Annotated in this window: 11 protein-coding genes; 3 read left to right on the top strand and 8 right to left on the bottom strand. The window is 64.3% G+C overall.

Annotated elements, in window-relative coordinates:
- Positions 1-35: 35 nt before the first annotated feature.
- From nhaA to hppD, 4 genes are all read right to left on the bottom strand, one after another.
- Entirely contained in the window at positions 36-1274 is a 1239-nt protein-coding gene (nhaA, locus tag HOP03_09585; GenBank protein NOT88424.1) for a Na+/H+ antiporter NhaA, read from the bottom strand.
- Positions 1275-1281: 7 nt separating this feature from the next.
- The gene (locus HOP03_09580; GenBank protein ID NOT88423.1) at positions 1282-2232 is read right to left on the bottom strand and encodes a sodium:calcium antiporter; all 951 of its coding nucleotides are present in this window, start codon (positions 2230-2232) and stop codon (positions 1282-1284) included.
- A gap of 94 nt (positions 2233-2326) precedes the next feature.
- Complete coding sequence (locus HOP03_09575; GenBank protein ID NOT88422.1) at positions 2327-3631, bottom strand: homogentisate 1,2-dioxygenase; 1305 nt, start codon at positions 3629-3631, stop codon at positions 2327-2329.
- A 125-nt stretch (positions 3632-3756) separates the two neighbouring features.
- Positions 3757-4851, bottom strand: coding sequence for a 4-hydroxyphenylpyruvate dioxygenase (gene hppD, locus HOP03_09570; GenBank protein ID NOT88421.1), 1095 nt, complete (start codon positions 4849-4851; stop codon positions 3757-3759).
- Positions 4852-5013: 162 nt separating this feature from the next.
- On the opposite strand from hppD, the gene HOP03_09565 reads away from it, so the two are divergent.
- Entirely contained in the window at positions 5014-5487 is a 474-nt protein-coding gene (locus HOP03_09565) for a MarR family transcriptional regulator (protein NOT88420.1), read from the top strand.
- A gap of 76 nt (positions 5488-5563) precedes the next feature.
- Here the strand turns inward: HOP03_09565 and HOP03_09560 are convergent, their stop codons facing one another.
- From HOP03_09560 to HOP03_09545, 4 genes are all read right to left on the bottom strand, one after another.
- Positions 5564-7069, bottom strand: a complete 1506-nt coding sequence (locus tag HOP03_09560; protein ID NOT88419.1) for an MFS transporter — start codon at positions 7067-7069, stop codon at positions 5564-5566.
- A gap of 237 nt (positions 7070-7306) precedes the next feature.
- On the bottom strand, positions 7307-7960 hold the full coding sequence (locus tag HOP03_09555; GenBank protein ID NOT88418.1) for a hypothetical protein: 654 nt from the start codon (positions 7958-7960) through the stop codon (positions 7307-7309).
- A gap of 28 nt (positions 7961-7988) precedes the next feature.
- Positions 7989-8849 (bottom strand): tryptophan 2,3-dioxygenase, encoded by an 861-nt coding sequence (locus tag HOP03_09550; GenBank protein ID NOT88417.1) that lies wholly within the window; start codon positions 8847-8849, stop codon positions 7989-7991.
- A gap of 68 nt (positions 8850-8917) precedes the next feature.
- Positions 8918-9217 (bottom strand): hypothetical protein, encoded by a 300-nt coding sequence (locus tag HOP03_09545; GenBank protein ID NOT88416.1) that lies wholly within the window; start codon positions 9215-9217, stop codon positions 8918-8920.
- A 20-nt stretch (positions 9218-9237) separates the two neighbouring features.
- On the opposite strand from HOP03_09545, the gene HOP03_09540 reads away from it, so the two are divergent.
- Both HOP03_09540 and HOP03_09535 read left to right on the top strand, forming a co-directional pair.
- A complete protein-coding gene (locus HOP03_09540) occupies positions 9238-13728 on the top strand; it encodes a hypothetical protein (GenBank protein NOT88415.1) in 4491 nt (1496 codons plus the stop codon).
- A gap of 296 nt (positions 13729-14024) precedes the next feature.
- Positions 14025-17609, top strand: a complete 3585-nt coding sequence (locus HOP03_09535; protein NOT88414.1) for a nuclease — start codon at positions 14025-14027, stop codon at positions 17607-17609.
- Positions 17610-17691: the final 82 nt, after the last annotated feature.

Here is a 17691-nt window from a genome sequence, read left to right as displayed (position 1 = left end):
ATGCGGGCAGTGTAACGTCGTCGGGCAGCGACGGGCTAAGCTTCGCTGGCCGGTTCCGGCAGCGCCATGCGCAACCACGCATAGCCGGACACGGCCGCGATCACCGAGGCCACCAGCACGCCGAGCACGCTCGCCTCGAACAGGGCGCCGTCGTCGGCGAACGCCAGCGAGGCGATGAACAGGCTCATGGTGAAGCCGATGCCGCACAGCAGGCCGAGACCGACGATGGCCTTGAAGCCGAGTCCCTCGCCGAACGGCGCGAGCCGGGTGACGTGGCCGAACGTGGCCGCTGCGATCACGCCGATCGGCTTGCCCAGCACCAATCCCAGCGCGATGCCGAGCGGCACCGGCGCGAGCGCGTCTTCGAGCGCGACGCCGCCGAGCGCGAGCCCGGCGTTGGCGAACGCGAACAGCGGCAGGATGCCGTAGGCGACCCATGGATGCAGCGCGTGTTCGAGATGCTCCAGCGGCGAGTGCTCGACTTCGTCGTCGACCGCATCGTGCTTGTCGACGTGCGGGATCATCAAACCGGTGACCACGCCCGCCAGCGTCGCATGCACGCCCGACTTCAGCACGCAGACCCAGACCACCGCGCCCAGCAGCAGATACGGGGTGAGCGAGCGCACGCCGCGACGGTTCAACGCGAACATGACCGCGATCGCGATGCCCGCGCCGATCAGCGCCGCTGCGGAAAGCTCGCTGGTGTAGAACAGCGCGATGATGATGATCGCCACCAGATCGTCGAGCACCGCGATGGTCGACAGCAGCAGTTTCATCGCCACCGGCGCGCGCGAACCGAGCAGCGAGAGGATGCCGAGCGCGAACGCGATATCGGTGGCGGCGGGAATCGCCCAGCCCTGCATCGCCTGCGCATCGCCACGATTGATCGCACTGTAGATCAGCGCCGGCACCGCCACGCCCGCGAACGCGCACAGCAGCGGCTGCAGCAGCTGCGCGCGGCTCGACAGCTGCCCGCTGCGCACTTCGCGCTTGATCTCCAGCGCAACCAGCAGGAAGAAGATCGCCATCAGCCCGTCGTTGATCCACAGCAGCAGCGGCTTGGCGAGATCGAGTTGGCCGACGCGCACCTGCACCGGCAGCTCGCGGAAACCGTCGTACAGCGACGACAGCGGCGAATTGGCGCAGATCATCGCCAGCGCGGCGGCAGCGATCAGCAGAATGCCGCCTGCGGCTTCCAGCCGGAAGAATTCCTGCAGACCGCGCACCGCACGGCTGGGCAATGTACGGACGATGCCGCCCGGAGCGTCGGTCATCGACGTTTCAGCGCGACAGCATCAGCTCGAACACCACCCAGGCGATGAAGCTGACGAACAGCACCCAGCCTTCCGGACGGCTGATCTGAAGATCGCGGCGCAGCATCGGATACAGCAGCAGCGAGACGGCCAAAGCCGCCGGCAATTCGAAGCCGACGAACGAAGCGGGAATCGGCAGATCGCGCAGCGCGGCCATGCTGCCGACCACGATCAGCAGATTGAACAGGCTGGAACCGATGACGTGGCCGACCACCATGTCGCCCTGCCCGCGACGGGCGGCGGACATCGCAGCGACCGCCTCGGGCAGCGCGGTGGCGATGGCAATGACGATCAGGCCGGTGAGCAGCGGGGTCATGCCCCAGGCGGTACCGACGATCGGCGCGTGCTGCACCAGCCAGGCCGCGCCGAAATACAGCAGCACGGCGCCGATGCCGAAACGCAGCAGATTCAGGCCGAGGCCATCGCCGGTCTTGAGATAGCCGGAAATCTCATCCTGCAGTTCGGGCGTTTCGCGCCGGCTGCGGATCACCGCGATGGTCACCACCACGAAGAATGCGGCGACGAAGATCAGGCCTTCGACGCGGGTCAGCACGCCGTCGTAGCCGAGCGCGATCAGGGCGATGGTGGCGGCGATCAGGCAGATCAGCAGCGGCGCCAGCGCACGCCAGCGCACCACCAGCGGCGCGACGATCGCGGCGAGACCAAGGGTGAGACCGAAGTTGACGATATTGCTGCCGATGGCATTGCCGAGCGCGAGACTCTGGCTGCCGGTGACGAACGCGCGCGCGTTGACCGCGAGCTCGGGAATCGAGGTGCCGAAGGCGACCAGCAACAGCCCGGTCACGAACGGCGACCAGCCGAAGCGGCGCGACAGCCCGGAGGCACCCTTCAACACCGAATCGCCGCCCAGCGCCAGCATCACCAACGCCAGTACGCACCAGCCGAGTGCCATGATCATCGCGCCGTCTCCCTCGAAGTCGTCCGACCGATTCTATGCCAGATGGCATCGCAGGGGCACGGGCGCGCGGCGCGTCCGCAGCGGATCGGACCGGTCAGCCGCGATAGTGCTTCTGCAACCCGGCCCAGCACTGCTGGTACTCGCGCTGGCGATGCGCGGCGTCCAGCGCCTGCCGGGTCGGGCGGATCGTGGCGCGGGTCTCGAACATGAAGGCCATGGTGTCGCGGATGTAATCGGGTTTGGAAGTGTCGCTATTCGATGCCTTCTCGAACGTCGCCGCGTCCGGGCCGTGTCCGGTCATGCAGTTGTGGATCGAACAGCCGCCGGGCGCGAAACCATCGGCCTTCGCGTCGTAGACGCCGTGGATCAGGCCCATGAACTCGCTGGCGATGTTGCGGTGGAACCATGGCGGACGGAAGGTGTTTTCCATCGCGAGGATGCGTGGCGGGAAGATCACGAAATCCAGATTGCCGACACCGGCCGAATCGGTCGGCGAACTGAGCACCAGGAAGATGCTCGGATCGGGATGGTCGTAGCTGATCGAGCCGATGGTGTTGAAGCGGCGCAGATCGTATTTGTACGGCGCGTGGTTGCCGTGCCAGCCGACCACGTCGAGCGGCGAATGACCGATCGGCGCGCGCCACAGATGGCCCTGGAATTTCGCGATCAACTCGAAATCGCCTTCGACATCCTCGAACGCCGCGTTCGGGGTGAGGAAGTCGCGCGGATTGGCCAAGCCGTTGCTGCCGATCGGGCCGAGATCCGGGATGCGCAGGAACGCACCGAAGTTCTCGCACACGTAGCCGCGCGCAACACCGTCGGGCAGCGATACGCGGAAGCGGATGCCGCGCGGAATCACCGCGATCTCCTGCGGTTCGATCTCGATCACGCCCAGTTCGGTATCGATGTCCAGACGCCCCTGCTGCGGCACGATCAGCATTTCCGCGTCTGCGTTGTAGAAGAACCGGCCCTGCATGTCGCGATTCGCCGCGTACAGATGGATGGCGACGCCGGACATCGCGGCGGCCGAGCCGTTGCCGGCCATGGTGAACATGCCGTCGATGAAATCGATCGGCGCCGCTGCGGCATCGGTGCCCGGCAACGGCAGCGGGCTCCAGCGGAACTGGTCCGGCGGCACCGGACCCTCGCCGAAATCGCCGTTGAAACCGGGATGCGCGTGCGCCACGAAACCGCCGTGGATCGCCGCCGGACGGATGCGGTACGTCCACGTGCGGTGGTTCTGGTGCCGGGGCGCGGTGAACGCGGTGCCGTTGATCTGCTCCGCGTACAGGCCGTGCGCGACCCGCTGCGGCGAGTTGCGGCCGATCGGCAGCGTGCCGGCAATCGCTTCGCTGGCGAATTCGTTGCCGAAACCGGATTGATAGCCGTTGGATTTCATGGTGTGCCCCGAATAGGGTGCGCCTCGGCGCACCGGTGCCGAATCATCGATCGTCGAAACGGTGCGCCCGGGCGCACCCATGGTCGAAACGGTGCGCCGAGGCGCACCCTATGAAAGACGTGGGGTCAGAGGAAACCACGTCGCATCTGATCGCGCTCGATGCTCTCGAACAGCGCCTTGAAATTGCCTTCGCCGAAACCCTCGTTGCCCTTGCGCTGGATGATCTCGAAGAAGATCGGGCCGATCGCGTTCTGGGTGAAGATCTGCAGCAGTTTGCGCTGCGAATCGCCCGGATCGGCGTCGATCAGGATCTTGTTCTCGCGCAGGCGCGGAAGATCCTCGCCGTGGCCCGGCACGCGTTCGTCGACGACATCGAAATAGGTGTCCGGCGTGTCGAGGAACTGGATGCCCGCCGCATGCATCGCTTCGACGGTGGCGTAGATGTCGGCGGTGAAACAGGCGATGTGCTGGATGCCTTCGCCGTTGTACTGCTGCAGGTATTCGTTGATCTGCGATTTCGGATCGGATGATTCGTTCAGCGGAATGCGGACGATGCCGTCCGGCGCGGTCATCGCCTTCGACAGCAGGCCGGTCTTGGCGCCCTTGATGTCGAAGTAGCGGATCTCGCGGAAATTGAACAGTCGCTCGTAGTAGTTCGACCACTTCTCCATGTTGCCGAAATAGAGATTGTGGGTGAGGTGGTCGATGAAGGTCAGGCCCAGCCCCTTCGGCATCATCTCCGCGCCCGGCAGCCATTCGTAATCCGGATCGTGGATCGTGCCCTTGTCGTCGTAACGGTCGACGATGTACAGCATGCAGCCGCCGATGCCTTCGATCACCGGCGCGGCGACGGCCTTGGTCAATTCCTTGTTGGTGATCGGCGTGGCGCCGTTCTTCAGCGCCTGCACCCGCACCCATTCGGCCAGCTTGTTGACGCGGATCGCGAAGCCGCAGGCGCAGGGGCCGTGCTTGGCGGCGAAATCGGCGGCGAAGGAATCGGGATCTTCGTTGATCAGGAACGTGCAATCGCCCTGCCGATAGGTGCTGATCGCGCGGGTCTTGTGCCGTGCGACTTTCACGAAGCCCATCTTGCGCAGGTAGTCGTGCAGCTCCGCGGCCTGCCCGGGAGGCGCGGCGAACTCGACGAACTCGAAGCCGTCGATGCCCATCGGGTTTTCGAACGTGGTCAGCGGTATGCCGGGCGAGGACTGTGCGTTCATGGACGTGCTTCCTGAATGGCTGGGCGGTGCTGGAAGGTTGCGCTCGCTGGAGGACGGCAGCGATCCGGGAATATAGTTTCACTTGAAACCATATGCAAGCCGGCCACGGCGCATGATCATGTGCACCGATGCCGCCGCCCGTTTCGCCCGAGAACCATCGCCATGCCTGACACTCACGCCCTGCTCGATCTGGAGCATTTCCTGCCCTACCGGCTCAGCGTGTTGTCGAACCGCATCAGCCAGACCATCGCCGAAACCTATGTGGAACGGTTCGGCATCGGTATCCCCGAGTGGCGCGCGATCGCGGTGCTCGGACGGCATCCGGGACTATCGGCCAACGGTGTCGCCGAACGCACGGCGATGGACAAGGTCGCGGTCAGCCGCACCCTCGCACGACTGCTCGAACGCGGCCTGGTGCAGCGCGACACCCACGGCAACGATCGCCGTCGCTCCGTGCTGGAATTGAGCGAAGCGGGTTATGGCATCTACGATGAGGTCGTGCCGCTGGCGCTGGCCCGCGAGCGCGCGCTGCTGGCGCATTTCAGCGCCGACGACAGGCGCTTGCTCGACGGGATGCTGACCAAGCTGAGCCAGGGTCTGCAGGATCTGATCGGCGCCGACACCGGCAACGACTGAACCGCGCGCGGACGCGGAAACGACAACGGCGGCCGAAGCCGCCGTTGTCTGTTGCGTCGGATGAAGATCTCGCGGCTTATTTCACGCCGTGCATCAGCTTCTGCACCAGCGGCGCGATCAGGAACAGCACCAGACCGGCGCCGAGCAGCGCCCAGAAACCGAAGGTGTAGCCCGACAGCGCCGACGCCGTGGTCATGCCGCCTTCGCCGCTGACGTGGCCGGCGAAGATGCCCGACAGGTTGTTGCCGATACCGGTCGACAGGAACCAGCCGCCCATGCCCAGGCCGACCAGGCGCACCGGCGCCAGTTTGGTCACCATCGACAGGCCGATCGGCGACAGGCACAGCTCGCCCACCGACTGGATGACGTAGACCATGAACAGCGTCCAGAACGGGATCTTCATGCTGGTCGGATCGATCAGCGAGGACAGCGCGAACATCAGCAGCAGGAAGGCGAGGCCGTTGAACAGCAGGCCGAGGCCGAACTTGCGCGGAATCGACGGATTGCGACGACCCATCTTCACCCAGATCCAGGCGATGACCGGCGCCAGCACGATGATCGCGATCGAGTTCACCGACTGGAACCACGCGGTCGGGAATTCCCAGCTGCCGAGGGTGCGGTCGACGATGTTTTCGGCGAGGAAGTTGAACGAACTGCCGGCCTGTTCGAAGAACATCCAGAACAGGATGTTGAAGGCGAAGATGATCAGCATCGCGATCACCTTGTCGCGCGCTTCGCCGCCGTTGCGCACGCCCTCGATGAACAGCATCGCGGCGAGACCGATGAACATCGGCGTCAACACCCAGTACTGCAGCTTGTCCGCACCCAGCGCGAGCAGGAAGTAGACGACCGGGATCGCCAGTGCGGCGCCCACGGCCACCAGCATGGTGCGCTGCATGCCCTGCGCGTCGGCCGGCGGTGCGCCGATGCCTTCGAGCTGGCTGCGACCGACCCAGAACCAGAACAGGCTGACCAGCATGCCGATACCGGCGGCGATGAAGACGACCTTGTAGGCCGGCATCGCATCGGTGCCGAAGACTTTCTCGGCGAGGATCTGGGTCAGGATCGGTGCGATGAACGCGCCGGCATTGATGCCCATGTAGAAAATCGTGAAACCCGAGTCGCGCCGCTCGTCGGTCACCCCGTAGAGCTTGCCGACCATGGTCGAGATGTTCGGTTTGAACAGACCGTTGCCGACGATGATCGTCGCGAGGCCGAACTTGAAGATCTGTTCGCTCGGCATCGAGATCATGAACAGGCCGGCAGCCATCACCACCGCGCCGAGCAGGATCGAACGCTGGTAACCGATCACGCGGTCGGCGATGTAGCCGCCGAAGATCGCACCCGCATAGACCAGCGCCAGGTACGCGCCGTAGGTGAAGCTGGCGGGCTTCTGGCCGGCGGCATCGCCGTTGTAGAACTGGGCGACGATGTACAGCGTCAATGCCCAGCGGATGCCGTAGAACGCGAAGCGTTCCCAGAACTCGGTCATGAACAGCATCCACAGCGGCTTGGGATGCCCCATCACCTGCTTGAACTCGGGGATGGCCGGTGGGCCAGAGGTGGTTGTCGCTCCGCTCATGCGGGTTCTCTCTTTGATTTGAAATACGGAAATTGAGGGTACACGCGTCGAAACCCCTGTCGACACAGCGGGCCGGCGGAGAATGACCGACCCGGTGCGCATGCGTCAAACCGACCTGCCGCTGCTGCACCGCAGCATCGCCTGCGGGCACCGGGTTTCATGGCGCATGCGTCCGGCAGCGGACCGACATGGCGGCAATGCCATCGGTCGACAGGCCAATCGAGGTCAAACGGCGGCTCAGCGCGGGCGCAGGTAACGGGCGTCGTCGAAACTCGCGCACCACTGCGGGCGATAGACCACGATCAACGCCATCGCGCCGCCGCAGAAGAAACCTTCACCGAACATCATCGGCGGCGTCGCGATCAGATAGGCCTCGATCGCAGCGTCATCGAGCGACCAGGCAACCCCGGCCTTGGCCAGGTTCGACGCGGCGATGGCCAGTGCGCCGCCGAGAAAACCGCGTACCCAGACGTAGACCAGCGGGTTGGACGGCAATTTCTTCTCGATGTAGTGGCCCACCGCCTCGGTCGTCGCGACCGCCAACGCGCCGCAGACGAGGAAATCCGGACCCCAGCCCTGCCAGACGCTGCCCATCACCCAGGCGGCCAGACTCACCACCGCCATCGACCACAGCGCGAAGCGCGGCCCGAACATCAGGCAGGCCACGGTCGCACCGATGAAGTGCAGATGGACGCCTGCCAGGGCATCGGTATTGAACCAGCGCATGGCGATCAGGGCCGCGGTGGTCAGCAACAGCACGCGTTGCGCTTCGGGATCGTCGCGAAGCTTGTACCAGGGCAATCCGCGCGCGGCCCATACCAGCACGGCGATGGCCAGCGCGAACGCGGCGACCGAGACCGGTGTCGTGTCGATATCCGGCAGATCGATCATGTCCGTGATCTCTGCGCGAGGCGCGCGATCAGCGCGCGGGGCCGACGACCGTGCGCACGTCGAACAGTTCCGGGAAGAACGTCAGATCGAGCGCCTGCTTGAGGAAACCCGCACCGCTGGAACCGCCGGTGCCGCGCTTGAAGCCGATCACCCGCATCACCGTGCGCAGATGGCGGAAACGCCAGATCTGGAACTGGGTTTCGAGATCGACCATGTCCTCGCACAGCGAGTATTCGCGCCAGTAGCTGCCGGTGTCCTCGTAGATGCGCTCGAACACCGGTACCAGCGCGGGATCGTGGACGTGCGCACGGGTCCAGTCGCGTTCGATGTGCTGCGCCGGCACCGCGTGTCCCCAGCGCGCCAGATAACGCAGGAATTCATCGTAGAGACTCGGCGCCTCCAGCACTGCGCGCAGCCGCGCCTGTACCGCGGGGTCGTACTCGAACACCCGCAGCATCGCCGCGTTCTTGTTGCCCATCAGGAATTCGATACTTCGGTACTGCAGCGACTGGAATCCGGACGACGGCCCAAGCACATCGCGGAACTCCATGTACTCCGACGGCGTCAGCGTCTCCAGCACCGACCACATCGCGGTGAGCTGTTCCTGCACGCGCTTGCAGCGCGCCGCCGCCTTGCCGAACTGCCAGACGCGGTCGTTGCGCAGATGGTCGACCGCCGCAGTCAATTCGTGGCCAAGCAACTTCATCCACAGCTCGGCCACCTGATGCTGGACGATGAACAGCATCTCGTCGTGGTGGGGCGGATCCGACAGCGGGTGCTGGGCGCTCAGCAGCCGGTCCAGCTGCAGATAGCCGCCGTAGGTCATGCGGCCGGCGAGGTCGGTATGGATGCCTGCTTCGAGCGGGCGTTCGTTCTGGTCGATGGTCATGTCTCAGGCTACTCCATCCAGACCTCGGAAATCACCGCATCGGCGGCATTCGCGCCAAGAGCATTCGCTTAAACGATTGATTTCATGGAAAAACAATGAGCTTGCATCGCCGCCGGCTGGACCATATGGCGGTAACGCCAGCCGGTGTTTTGATTGCCGGTCAGCTTTAGGTCACAATCCATCGGCCACTCGCAGGCTGTCGAAGAACAATCAAGCGAGGGCGGCCATGGATAGTCGCGGCGAAGGGTCTTGTGCGCGAGCACTTGATTCTTGAGAAGCAGGTCGGGGCATGCCTCGGACTCGCGAATTGAAAAACGCGCATGACGTGCGTTTTTCAGGAAACCGTCAGTCGCTTTGCAGCTGTCCATCAAGACTCAGGGGAATACGCATGTTTCAGATCATGATCCGCTTCGTTGCGGCTGCATTGCTTTGCGCCGCAGGCAGCGTCAACGCCCATGTGGTGATCAGTCAGATCTACGGCGGTGGCGGCAGCAGCGGGGCCGCTTATCGCAGCGACTTCATCGAGCTGCACAACAACGGCGATACCAGCATCGATCTGACGGGTTGGTCGCTGCAGTACGCCGAAGAGGCCTACGCGCCTGGTCCCTGGCAAAGCACGAATCTCGGCGGCAGCATCGCGCCTGGTGGTTTCTACCTGGTCAAACTGGCCGACGGCAGCGATGCGAGCGCGCCGTCACTCCCAGCTTACGACGCCATCGGCACGATCACGATGAACAACGCTGGCGGCACCCTGATGTTGCGAAACACGCAGACCGTGCTTGACAGTGTGGGTTGCCCATTGGAAACACCCGGGTGGCCAACCGTCGATGTGGTCGGCTTCGGCACTGCCCAGTGCGCGGATTACCTGCCCACTTCGGCATTGACCGACACGACATCGTTGTTTCGTAAGCTCGATGGCTGCTTCTACCATACCGACGTGGAGAGTTTCGTAACCGGCGCACCCGCCCCGCGCAACACGCAAAGCGAAGCGCGGCTTTGCCACACGGGCCCATTGCCGACCATCAATATCTACGACGCTTCCGTCGTCGAGGGCACTCGCCCGAACACGTTCACGCAAATGAGCCCGTTCGTGATCTCGCTCAGCGAGCCGGCCGGCCCCGGCGGGATCAGATTCGCGCTCAGAACGATACCAGGCACGGCCAATGGCAATGAGTCCGGCAGCATCAACGCGGACTATAACGCGCAGTCCGTGGTGGGCTACATTCTGGAAGGCCAAACAGCCGTATGGTGGTCGATCGCCATCTACGCCGACCCGAGCGTCGAAGCGGACGAAACCTTTCAACTCGAGCTGTCCGATATCAGCGGCGCGATCGCGGGCGATCTCATCGCCACCGGTACGATCATCAATGACGACACTTCGAACGTCATCACGCCCATTTCTCAAATTCAGGGCAGCGGTGCAACCTCACCCCTGAACGGACAGTTGGTGACGACCGAAGGCGTCGTCACCGCAATGAGACCAGCGGGCAACGCATTCTTCTTGCAAAGCACGCACGACGATGGCAATCCGGCGACCTCCGAGGGCCTCTACGTATTTTCATCTGGCCTGCCAAGCTGGCTTCAAACGGGTGCACGCATTCGCATCAGCGGTGTAGTGACCGAACAACGGCAAGCGGCCAGCGATCCGACTGCTGCCACGATCACCCAGATTCGATCCATCTCCACGCTTGATCTGCTCGAAAGCGGCGTCGCCTTGCCGGAAGCCATTACGCTGACCGGTGCCGATCTGGCGCCCGGCTCCGCGATTGACAATGTCGAGAAATACGAGGCGATGCGCGTGCGCGTCGACGGTGCGCGAGTTGTAGGCGCGTCCACCGGGTTCATCGACGAAATCACCGCCACGGCAACCACGGCCGGCATATTCCGGCTCGTGCTGCCCGGCGTTCCTCGTACATTTCGCGAACCCGGCATTGACGTGTATGACACATTCCCCGTGCCGGCCGGCAAGGCTCCTCCGCGTTTCGATCACAACAACGAGCGCTTGACCGTCCGTAGCAATGGTCAACTCGGAGCGCCTGCTCTTGCCGTCAATACCGGTGCGACGGTCGACAACATGACTGGTGTGCTCGATTACTATTTGGGCAGTTGGGCGTTGCTCCCGGATATCGGCTCGGGAACGGTAACCGGTTCAATCACGGCTCAAGCCGTCGGCAACCCGCGCGCCGAAGATGTCACCATCGGCAGTTTCAATCTGTTCCGTTTCTTCGACGAAGTGAACGACAACAACGGCGCTCCCACGCTGACGGCGGAAGCCTTCGATAAACGCCTGACCAAAACCTCGCTGGCCCTCTGCGATTACCTCAAGACGCCGGATATCGTCGGCATCGTCGAAGCTGAAAACCTGCGTGCACTCAACCTGTTGGCGGAACGCGTCAATGCAACATGCGCTGCTGGACCAGGGTATGCCGCCGCCTTGCTTCCGGGCAACGATGCCAGCGGGACCAATGTCGGCTTCCTGTTCAGTCGCCGCGTCATGGGTGGACAGGAGCGGATCGTTCCTTCCACGCTCAGCCAACTCGGCAAGAACGAAGTTTTCACCAACCCGGACGGGACCACCGTTCCGCTGTTCGCCCGACCGCCGCTCATGATGCAGGCCACCGCCGTTCAAAGCACTGGCGCATCGTATCCACTCACGGTCATCGTCAACGATCTCCAGTCGATCGCCGATGTCGGCAGCAGGTCGGTCGGCAGCAACGGTTGGACAACCGTCGGTGAGCGTGTTCGCGCCTTGCGCCTGTCGCAGGCGGCGTATCTTGCGAACGTCGTTCAATCGCGTCAGGTTGCACTTCCGAATGAGCGCATCATTCTGCTCGGAAACTTCAATGCCTATGGATTCAACGATGGTTACGCCGACGTAATGGGTGTCCTCCGCGGGAATGCTGCTGCGCAAGATCAGGTCATCACGTACGCCAGCAGCCCACTTTCATTTCCGCTGATCGACGGCGCTGAATTCATCATCGATCCGACCGAACGCTATGATCAAATCGCCGATGGCAATGCCCTGGCGTTCGATCACATCCTGTTGAATTCGGCGGTCGTGATGGGTGCGGAAGATATTCGTGTCGAACACGCGCGCATCAATACCGATTTCGGTACGCATCGTCTTGGCGAACCCAATACTGCAATTCGAGCATCGAACCGCGATCCCGTGCGCATCGCGATTTCGGTGCCGGGCTTCCGCAGCGCTGACCTGCGCGTCGCGATCACGAACGTGAATCCGGTGACGCCGCGCGTCGGCCAACCGCTCGGCTTCACTGTGACCGCGAACAACGACGGGCCGAGCGACGCCCAGTTCCCGGCGGTGTCGCTCCTGGTCTTTGGCCCAAGAACGACGAGCGTGAATTACGACATCGCCGCTCCCTCGGGTTGGAGCTGCGGCCCTTCGCCGATCTCCAGCGGTGGTTTCGACACCACTGCGGTCTGCACGGCCTCGACGCTGGCTTCCGGCGCAAGCGCGACCTTCACAATGACCTTCGAACTGACCCCTGAAACAACGGGACAGACTGTGCAGTTCGTGACCGCCGTACGCTCGCAAATCACCGACCCCGTCATTGCCGACAACAACGCCTCGACAGGTGCATTGGCGGTAGCGGCCGACACCGATCTGTCGGCGCAATGGACGGGCGTGCCGTCGGCACCGTTGGCCGCCGGCGCCCAGAGCGAATTCATCCTCACCGTGCGCAATCCCGGTCCCGATCCGTCCTGGGCGCCCAAGATCGTATTCACCGCCGATGCCCCGTCCGGAACCTTGATCGCGAATCCTGCCGGTCAACCCGAGGGTTGGTTCTGCCAGCCCGATTTCACTTCGCCGACTTTCCGTACCGTGTGTCAGTTGGAGAGCTTCATTCCGACGGTCGGCCACTTCCCGGCCGGCGCGATCAAGACCTTCTCGGTATCCGGGACAGTACCGGCAGCCGATGCGGATGGGATGAATCTGTCCGCGACCGTCACCGGGCCAGGCTCCGACACCAACCCCGCCAACAACGAGGCACTGTTGTCGTTGCCGGTGAGGCTGGCGAATTCCGACCTGTCCGTGCAATGGACGAAAACGCCGAAGGCGCCTCTACGCAGCGGATTGATCGGCGAATTCACGCTGACCGTGAGCAACGCCGGCCCCGACCCGGCGCAACGTTCTTCGCTGATCATCACCGCGGACGCCCCGGCCAACGACGTCACGATCGAAGCGCCGGCCGATTGGGCGTGCCAGCGGGACGATAGCGATCTCTCGCGTTTCGTCGTCGAATGCATCAACCCTGTCGAAGAAATCGCTGTCGGCGCGAATGCGGTGTTCAATCTGCAGATCAGAACGCCACTGCCCGATGCCGATGGATTGAACGTGGCCGCGACGATCAGCAGCATCGGCACCGACGACAATCCGGGCAACGACAGCAGCGCGCGTTCGGTCGCGGTGAAGCTTGCGGACGCGGATCTGTCGGCGAAATGGTCGGGCGGTCCGACAGGTCCCTACCGTCCGGGCGACGTCGCGGAGTTCGTGCTCACGCTCGACAACCGGGGCCGCGATGCCGCATGGACTCCGACCGTGTCGATCGCAGTTGATGCCCCATTCGAAAACGTGACGTTCGGCGACTCCGGCAACTGGAGCTGCGAAGGGGACTACAGCACGACGGATTTCAAGATCAACTGTATCTACGGAGCCGAATTGGCGCCGCGCGGGCAATCGCCGAGCGTGTTCTTTCTGCAGGTCGTTGCGCCGCCTCGCGACAGGAACAAGCTGAATCTCAAAGCGACGATCGACAGCGCCTACGTCAAGGATTCGAACAGGGACAACAACACATCGAGGCGGCGCCAAAACATCAATGGCCCCCCGGGTGACGACGATGAGGGCCCGGAGGACTGATCCTGTGTCGATATGAACGGTCTGCAGCCATCCCCATTCTCTTCAAGAGCGCGGCCTTGGCCGCGCTTTTTTTGTTCGCACGGCTTTTGATTCCGTGCGACAGGATGGTGGTTTAGACCCGCCATCTACCATGTCATATCAAGTGCAGGCTCCAACTTGTTGATTTGATGAACGGGCCGCGCTCTTTCCGACGAGCGGCCGGTCATCGGATTGAAACCCACATCAGGGAGGATTTCCGTCACACTTCGCAGTCCGCACGCTCTGCTGCGGCATCACATCCGGATCGGGGGATCACCATGCTTCGTCTCATGGGTCGCGTATTGGCGGCCGGTCTTATTCTGTATGCCGGGGCGTCTCACGCCCAGGTCGTCGTCAGCCAGCTCCACGGTGGCGGCGGCAACACCGGCGCCACCTATCGCAGCGACTTCATCGAACTGCACAACAACGGCGCGACCGCCGTCGATCTGTCGACCTGGTCGGTGCAGTACGCGTCGTCCACCGGCACGACCTGGGCGCGGACCAACCTCAGCGGTTCGATCCCGGCCGGCGCCTACTATCTGGTGAAGCAGGCCGACGGCGCCAGCACCACCGCGCTGCCGCTGCCCACGCCTGACGCCACCGGCACCATTGCGATGAGCGGCACCGCCGGCAAGGTCGCCCTGGTCAACAGCCAGACCTCGCTGACCGGTGCCTGCCCGCTCGGCGGCACGGTCGTCGATTTCGTCGGTTTCGGCACCGCCAACTGTTCCGAAACCGCGCCGACCCCGGCGCCGAGCAACACCCTCGCGGTGCTGCGCGCCGGCAACGGCTGCACGGACAGCAACAACAACGGCGCCGACTTCGCCACCGGCGCAGCCGCGCCGCGCAACAGCGCGACCGCGCTGAACGTGTGCGGTGGCTCGTCGACGCCGCTGCTTGCGGTCAGCGATGTCAGCATCTTCGAGGGCGACGCCGGCACTACGACGATGAGCTTCGGCTTCGGTCTGAGCGCGCCGGCCGGCGTCGGCGGCGTCTCCATCAACTACACCACTGCAGACGGTACCGCGATCGCAGGCAGCGACTACACCGCCAACAGCGGTACGGTCACCATCGCCGAAGGCGCGACCTCGACCACCGTCGACATCCTCGTCACCGGCGACACCGTCAGCGAGGCGAACGAAACCTTCTTCGTGCGCGTCACCGCCGCCACCGGCGCGACGATCGCCGACAACGAAGGCCTCGGCACGATCCAGAACGACGATGTCACCGTCGTCTCGATCGCGCAGATCCAGGGCAGCGGCCTGACCTCGCCGGTGAATGGCGCCATCGTCACCACCGAAGGCATCGTCACCGCGCAGAAGTTCAACAACGGCTTCTTCCTGCAGACCAGCGACGCCGAAATCGACGCCGACCCGAACACCTCGGAAGGCATCTTCATCTTCACCTCCACCGCGCCGCCGGCCACCGCCGCCGTGGGCAACCGCGTCCGCGTCACCGGTACGGTCACCGAGTTCACGCCCAGCACCAACCTCAACCAGCTGTCGATCACCGAACTCGGTTTCGTCACCGCGATCCAGGTGCTGTCCTCGGGCAATACGCTGCCTGCACCGATCGCGCTGACCAGCGCCGACTTCGACGACACGTCGACGCCGGGCACCGCCGAGAAGTTCGAAGGCATGCGCGTGAGCGCGACCAATGCGCTGGCGACCACCGGTGCGGAAGGCAACATCACCGAGTCCAGCGCGACCGCCACCACCACCGGCGTCTTCCATATCGTGCTGTCGGGCGTGGCGCGTCCGTTCCGCGAGGAAGGCATCGACATCCTCGACCTGTTCCCGATTCCCGCAGGCAAGGATCCGCCGCGCTTCGATCACAACGCCGAACGCATCATGGTCCGCAGCCGTGGCCAGATCGGCGCAACCGCTGTCGCGATCGACGCCGAAACGCAGATCGACTCGATGGTCGGCGTGATGGATTATTTCAGCGGCGCGTGGGCGGTCCTGCCCGATCCGACCGGCGGCCTCGTCGTCAGCGGCGGCAAGATCCCGGCCGCCGTGTCCACGGCCGGCAATGCGGACGTGACCATCGGCGCCTTCAACCTGCTGCGCTTCTTCGACGAAGTGAACAACAGCAACGGCGCGCCGACGCTCACGGCAGCCGCACTCGACAAGCGCCTGACCAAGACCTCGCTGGCGATCTGCGATTACCTGAAGACGCCGGACATCCTCGGCGTGGTCGAAGTCGAGAACCTGCGCGTGCTCGGCCTGCTGGCCGACCGCATCAACGCCACCTGCGCGACCGCGCCGGGCTACGTGCCGTATCTCGTGCAGGGCAACGACGTCGGCGGCATCAACGTCGGCTTCCTGGTCAGCAACCGCAGCGTCGGCAGCGTCGCGCGGGTCGAAGTGCTCGAAGTCACCCAGTTCGGCAAGGACACGCTGTTGTCGAACCCGGACGGCAGCACCAGCCTGCTCAACGACCGTCCGCCGCTGATGCTGCGCGCCATCGTGCACCACCAGAACGGCGGGACCTACCCGGTCACCGCGTTCATCAACCACCTGCGTTCGCTCAACGGCGTCGGCGATGCGACCCCGGGCAGCAACGGTTGGCCGACCGAAAACGCGCGCGTCAGCGCCAAGCGCGCGCAGCAGGCGGTATTCCTGGCGGACCTCGTGGAAGCGCGCCAGACCGCCGACGCGAACGAACACATCGTGCTGCTCGGCGACTTCAATGCCTTCGAGTACAACGACGGCTATGTCGATGTGATGGGCATCATCGGCGGCAACCCCACGCCGGAACCGCAGGTCCTGACCTATTCCGCCAGCCCGATCACCATCCCGCTGATCAACGGCAATCTGCTGACGCCGGACAAGGACGAACGCTACTCGTACGTGTTCGACGGCAACCTGCAGACCCTCGACCATGTCGTGGTGAACGAAGCGGCCTTCCTCGACGCGGCCGATATCGAAGTCGACCATGCCCGGATCAACTCCGAGTTCGGCGAGCATCATTTCGGTATCGCCGGTACCGCCCTGCGCGTGTCCGATCACGACCCGGTGCGCGTGCGTATCACGGTGCCCGGCTTCACCAGCGCGAATCTGTCGATCACCGCTGGCGCCAGCCCGGCCAACGTCGCCGCTGGCGGCATCGCCACCTTCACCGCCAGCGTGAACAATGCCGGCACGGACGAGGCTGCGTTCCCCAGCGTCGCGCTGGTGTTCGATGCGCTGGTACCGGTCACCGTCACCGCGCCCGCAGGCTGGACCTGTGCCGCACCGGTACAGGCAGGCGGCACCACCACCGTGACCTGCACTGCGGCATCGCTCGCCAACGGCGGCTCGGCCACGTTCAGTGCCGCCGTGACCGCACCGTCGCTGCCGGTCGCCAGCACGCTGAGTCTGGCCGCTGCGGTGACTTCGCAGACCAACGACCCCGCCAATGCCGACAACTCGGCCTCGGCCCAGGTCGCGGTGGCTGCGGTCGTCGTCGTCCTGCCCAACGCGGACCTCTCGCTGCGCATGGTCGGCGGCCCGTCCGGCTTCATCCGCAGCGGTCGCACGGCGCTGTTCTCGGTGCCGGTGCGCAACACCGGCCCGAACGCGGTGCCGCAGGCGGTCGTGACCTTCACCGGCACCATCCCGCTGGCCAACGCCAGCGTGATCGCACCCGCCGGCTGGACCTGCCCGCGCAACACCACGGCGGGCGGTTTCTCGATCGTCTGCACGCTCACCGGCAGCTTCGCGGTGAACGGCCGCCACACCTTCACGTTCTCCGGTGTCGCGCCGTCGCATCTCGTCCAGAGCAGCATGAGCATGACCAGCAGCGTGAGTTCGACCACCACCACCGACCAGCTGCCGGGCAACAACACCTCGGTCTACTCGGTGAACATCGTCGCACCGTAAGCGATACGCCGACGGCCGCACCCCGGCCGTCGGCGGCTTCCTGCCGCGCGATCAACGTAAGACCAGAAGCGCGGCTCCGGCC

Origin of the sequence: Lysobacter sp. (assembly GCA_013141175.1) — a bacterium.
In the GTDB taxonomy this organism is placed as follows: domain Bacteria; phylum Pseudomonadota; class Gammaproteobacteria; order Xanthomonadales; family Xanthomonadaceae; genus Lysobacter_I.
This window is presented reverse-complemented; position numbering and strand designations above follow the sequence as displayed.

Bases quoted from the DNA above. Each gene is read 5' to 3' on its own strand.
- nhaA (NOT88424.1), bottom strand. From the start codon at position 1,274: ATGACCGACGCTCCGGGCGGCATCGTCCGTACATTGCCCAGCCGTGCG.
- HOP03_09580 (NOT88423.1), bottom strand. From the start codon at position 2,232: ATGATCATGGCACTCGGCTGGTGCGTACTGGCGTTGGTGATGCTGGCG.
- HOP03_09575 (NOT88422.1), bottom strand. From the start codon at position 3,631: ATGAAATCCAACGGCTATCAATCCGGTTTCGGCAACGAATTCGCCAGC.
- hppD (NOT88421.1), bottom strand. From the start codon at position 4,851: ATGAACGCACAGTCCTCGCCCGGCATACCGCTGACCACGTTCGAAAAC.
- HOP03_09565 (NOT88420.1), top strand. From the start codon at position 5,014: ATGCCTGACACTCACGCCCTGCTCGATCTGGAGCATTTCCTGCCCTAC.
- HOP03_09560 (NOT88419.1), bottom strand. From the start codon at position 7,069: ATGAGCGGAGCGACAACCACCTCTGGCCCACCGGCCATCCCCGAGTTC.
- HOP03_09555 (NOT88418.1), bottom strand. From the start codon at position 7,960: ATGATCGATCTGCCGGATATCGACACGACACCGGTCTCGGTCGCCGCG.
- HOP03_09550 (NOT88417.1), bottom strand. From the start codon at position 8,849: ATGACCATCGACCAGAACGAACGCCCGCTCGAAGCAGGCATCCATACC.
- HOP03_09545 (NOT88416.1), bottom strand. From the start codon at position 9,217: ATGGACAGCTGCAAAGCGACTGACGGTTTCCTGAAAAACGCACGTCAT.
- HOP03_09540 (NOT88415.1), top strand. From the start codon at position 9,238: ATGTTTCAGATCATGATCCGCTTCGTTGCGGCTGCATTGCTTTGCGCC.
- HOP03_09535 (NOT88414.1), top strand. From the start codon at position 14,025: ATGCTTCGTCTCATGGGTCGCGTATTGGCGGCCGGTCTTATTCTGTAT.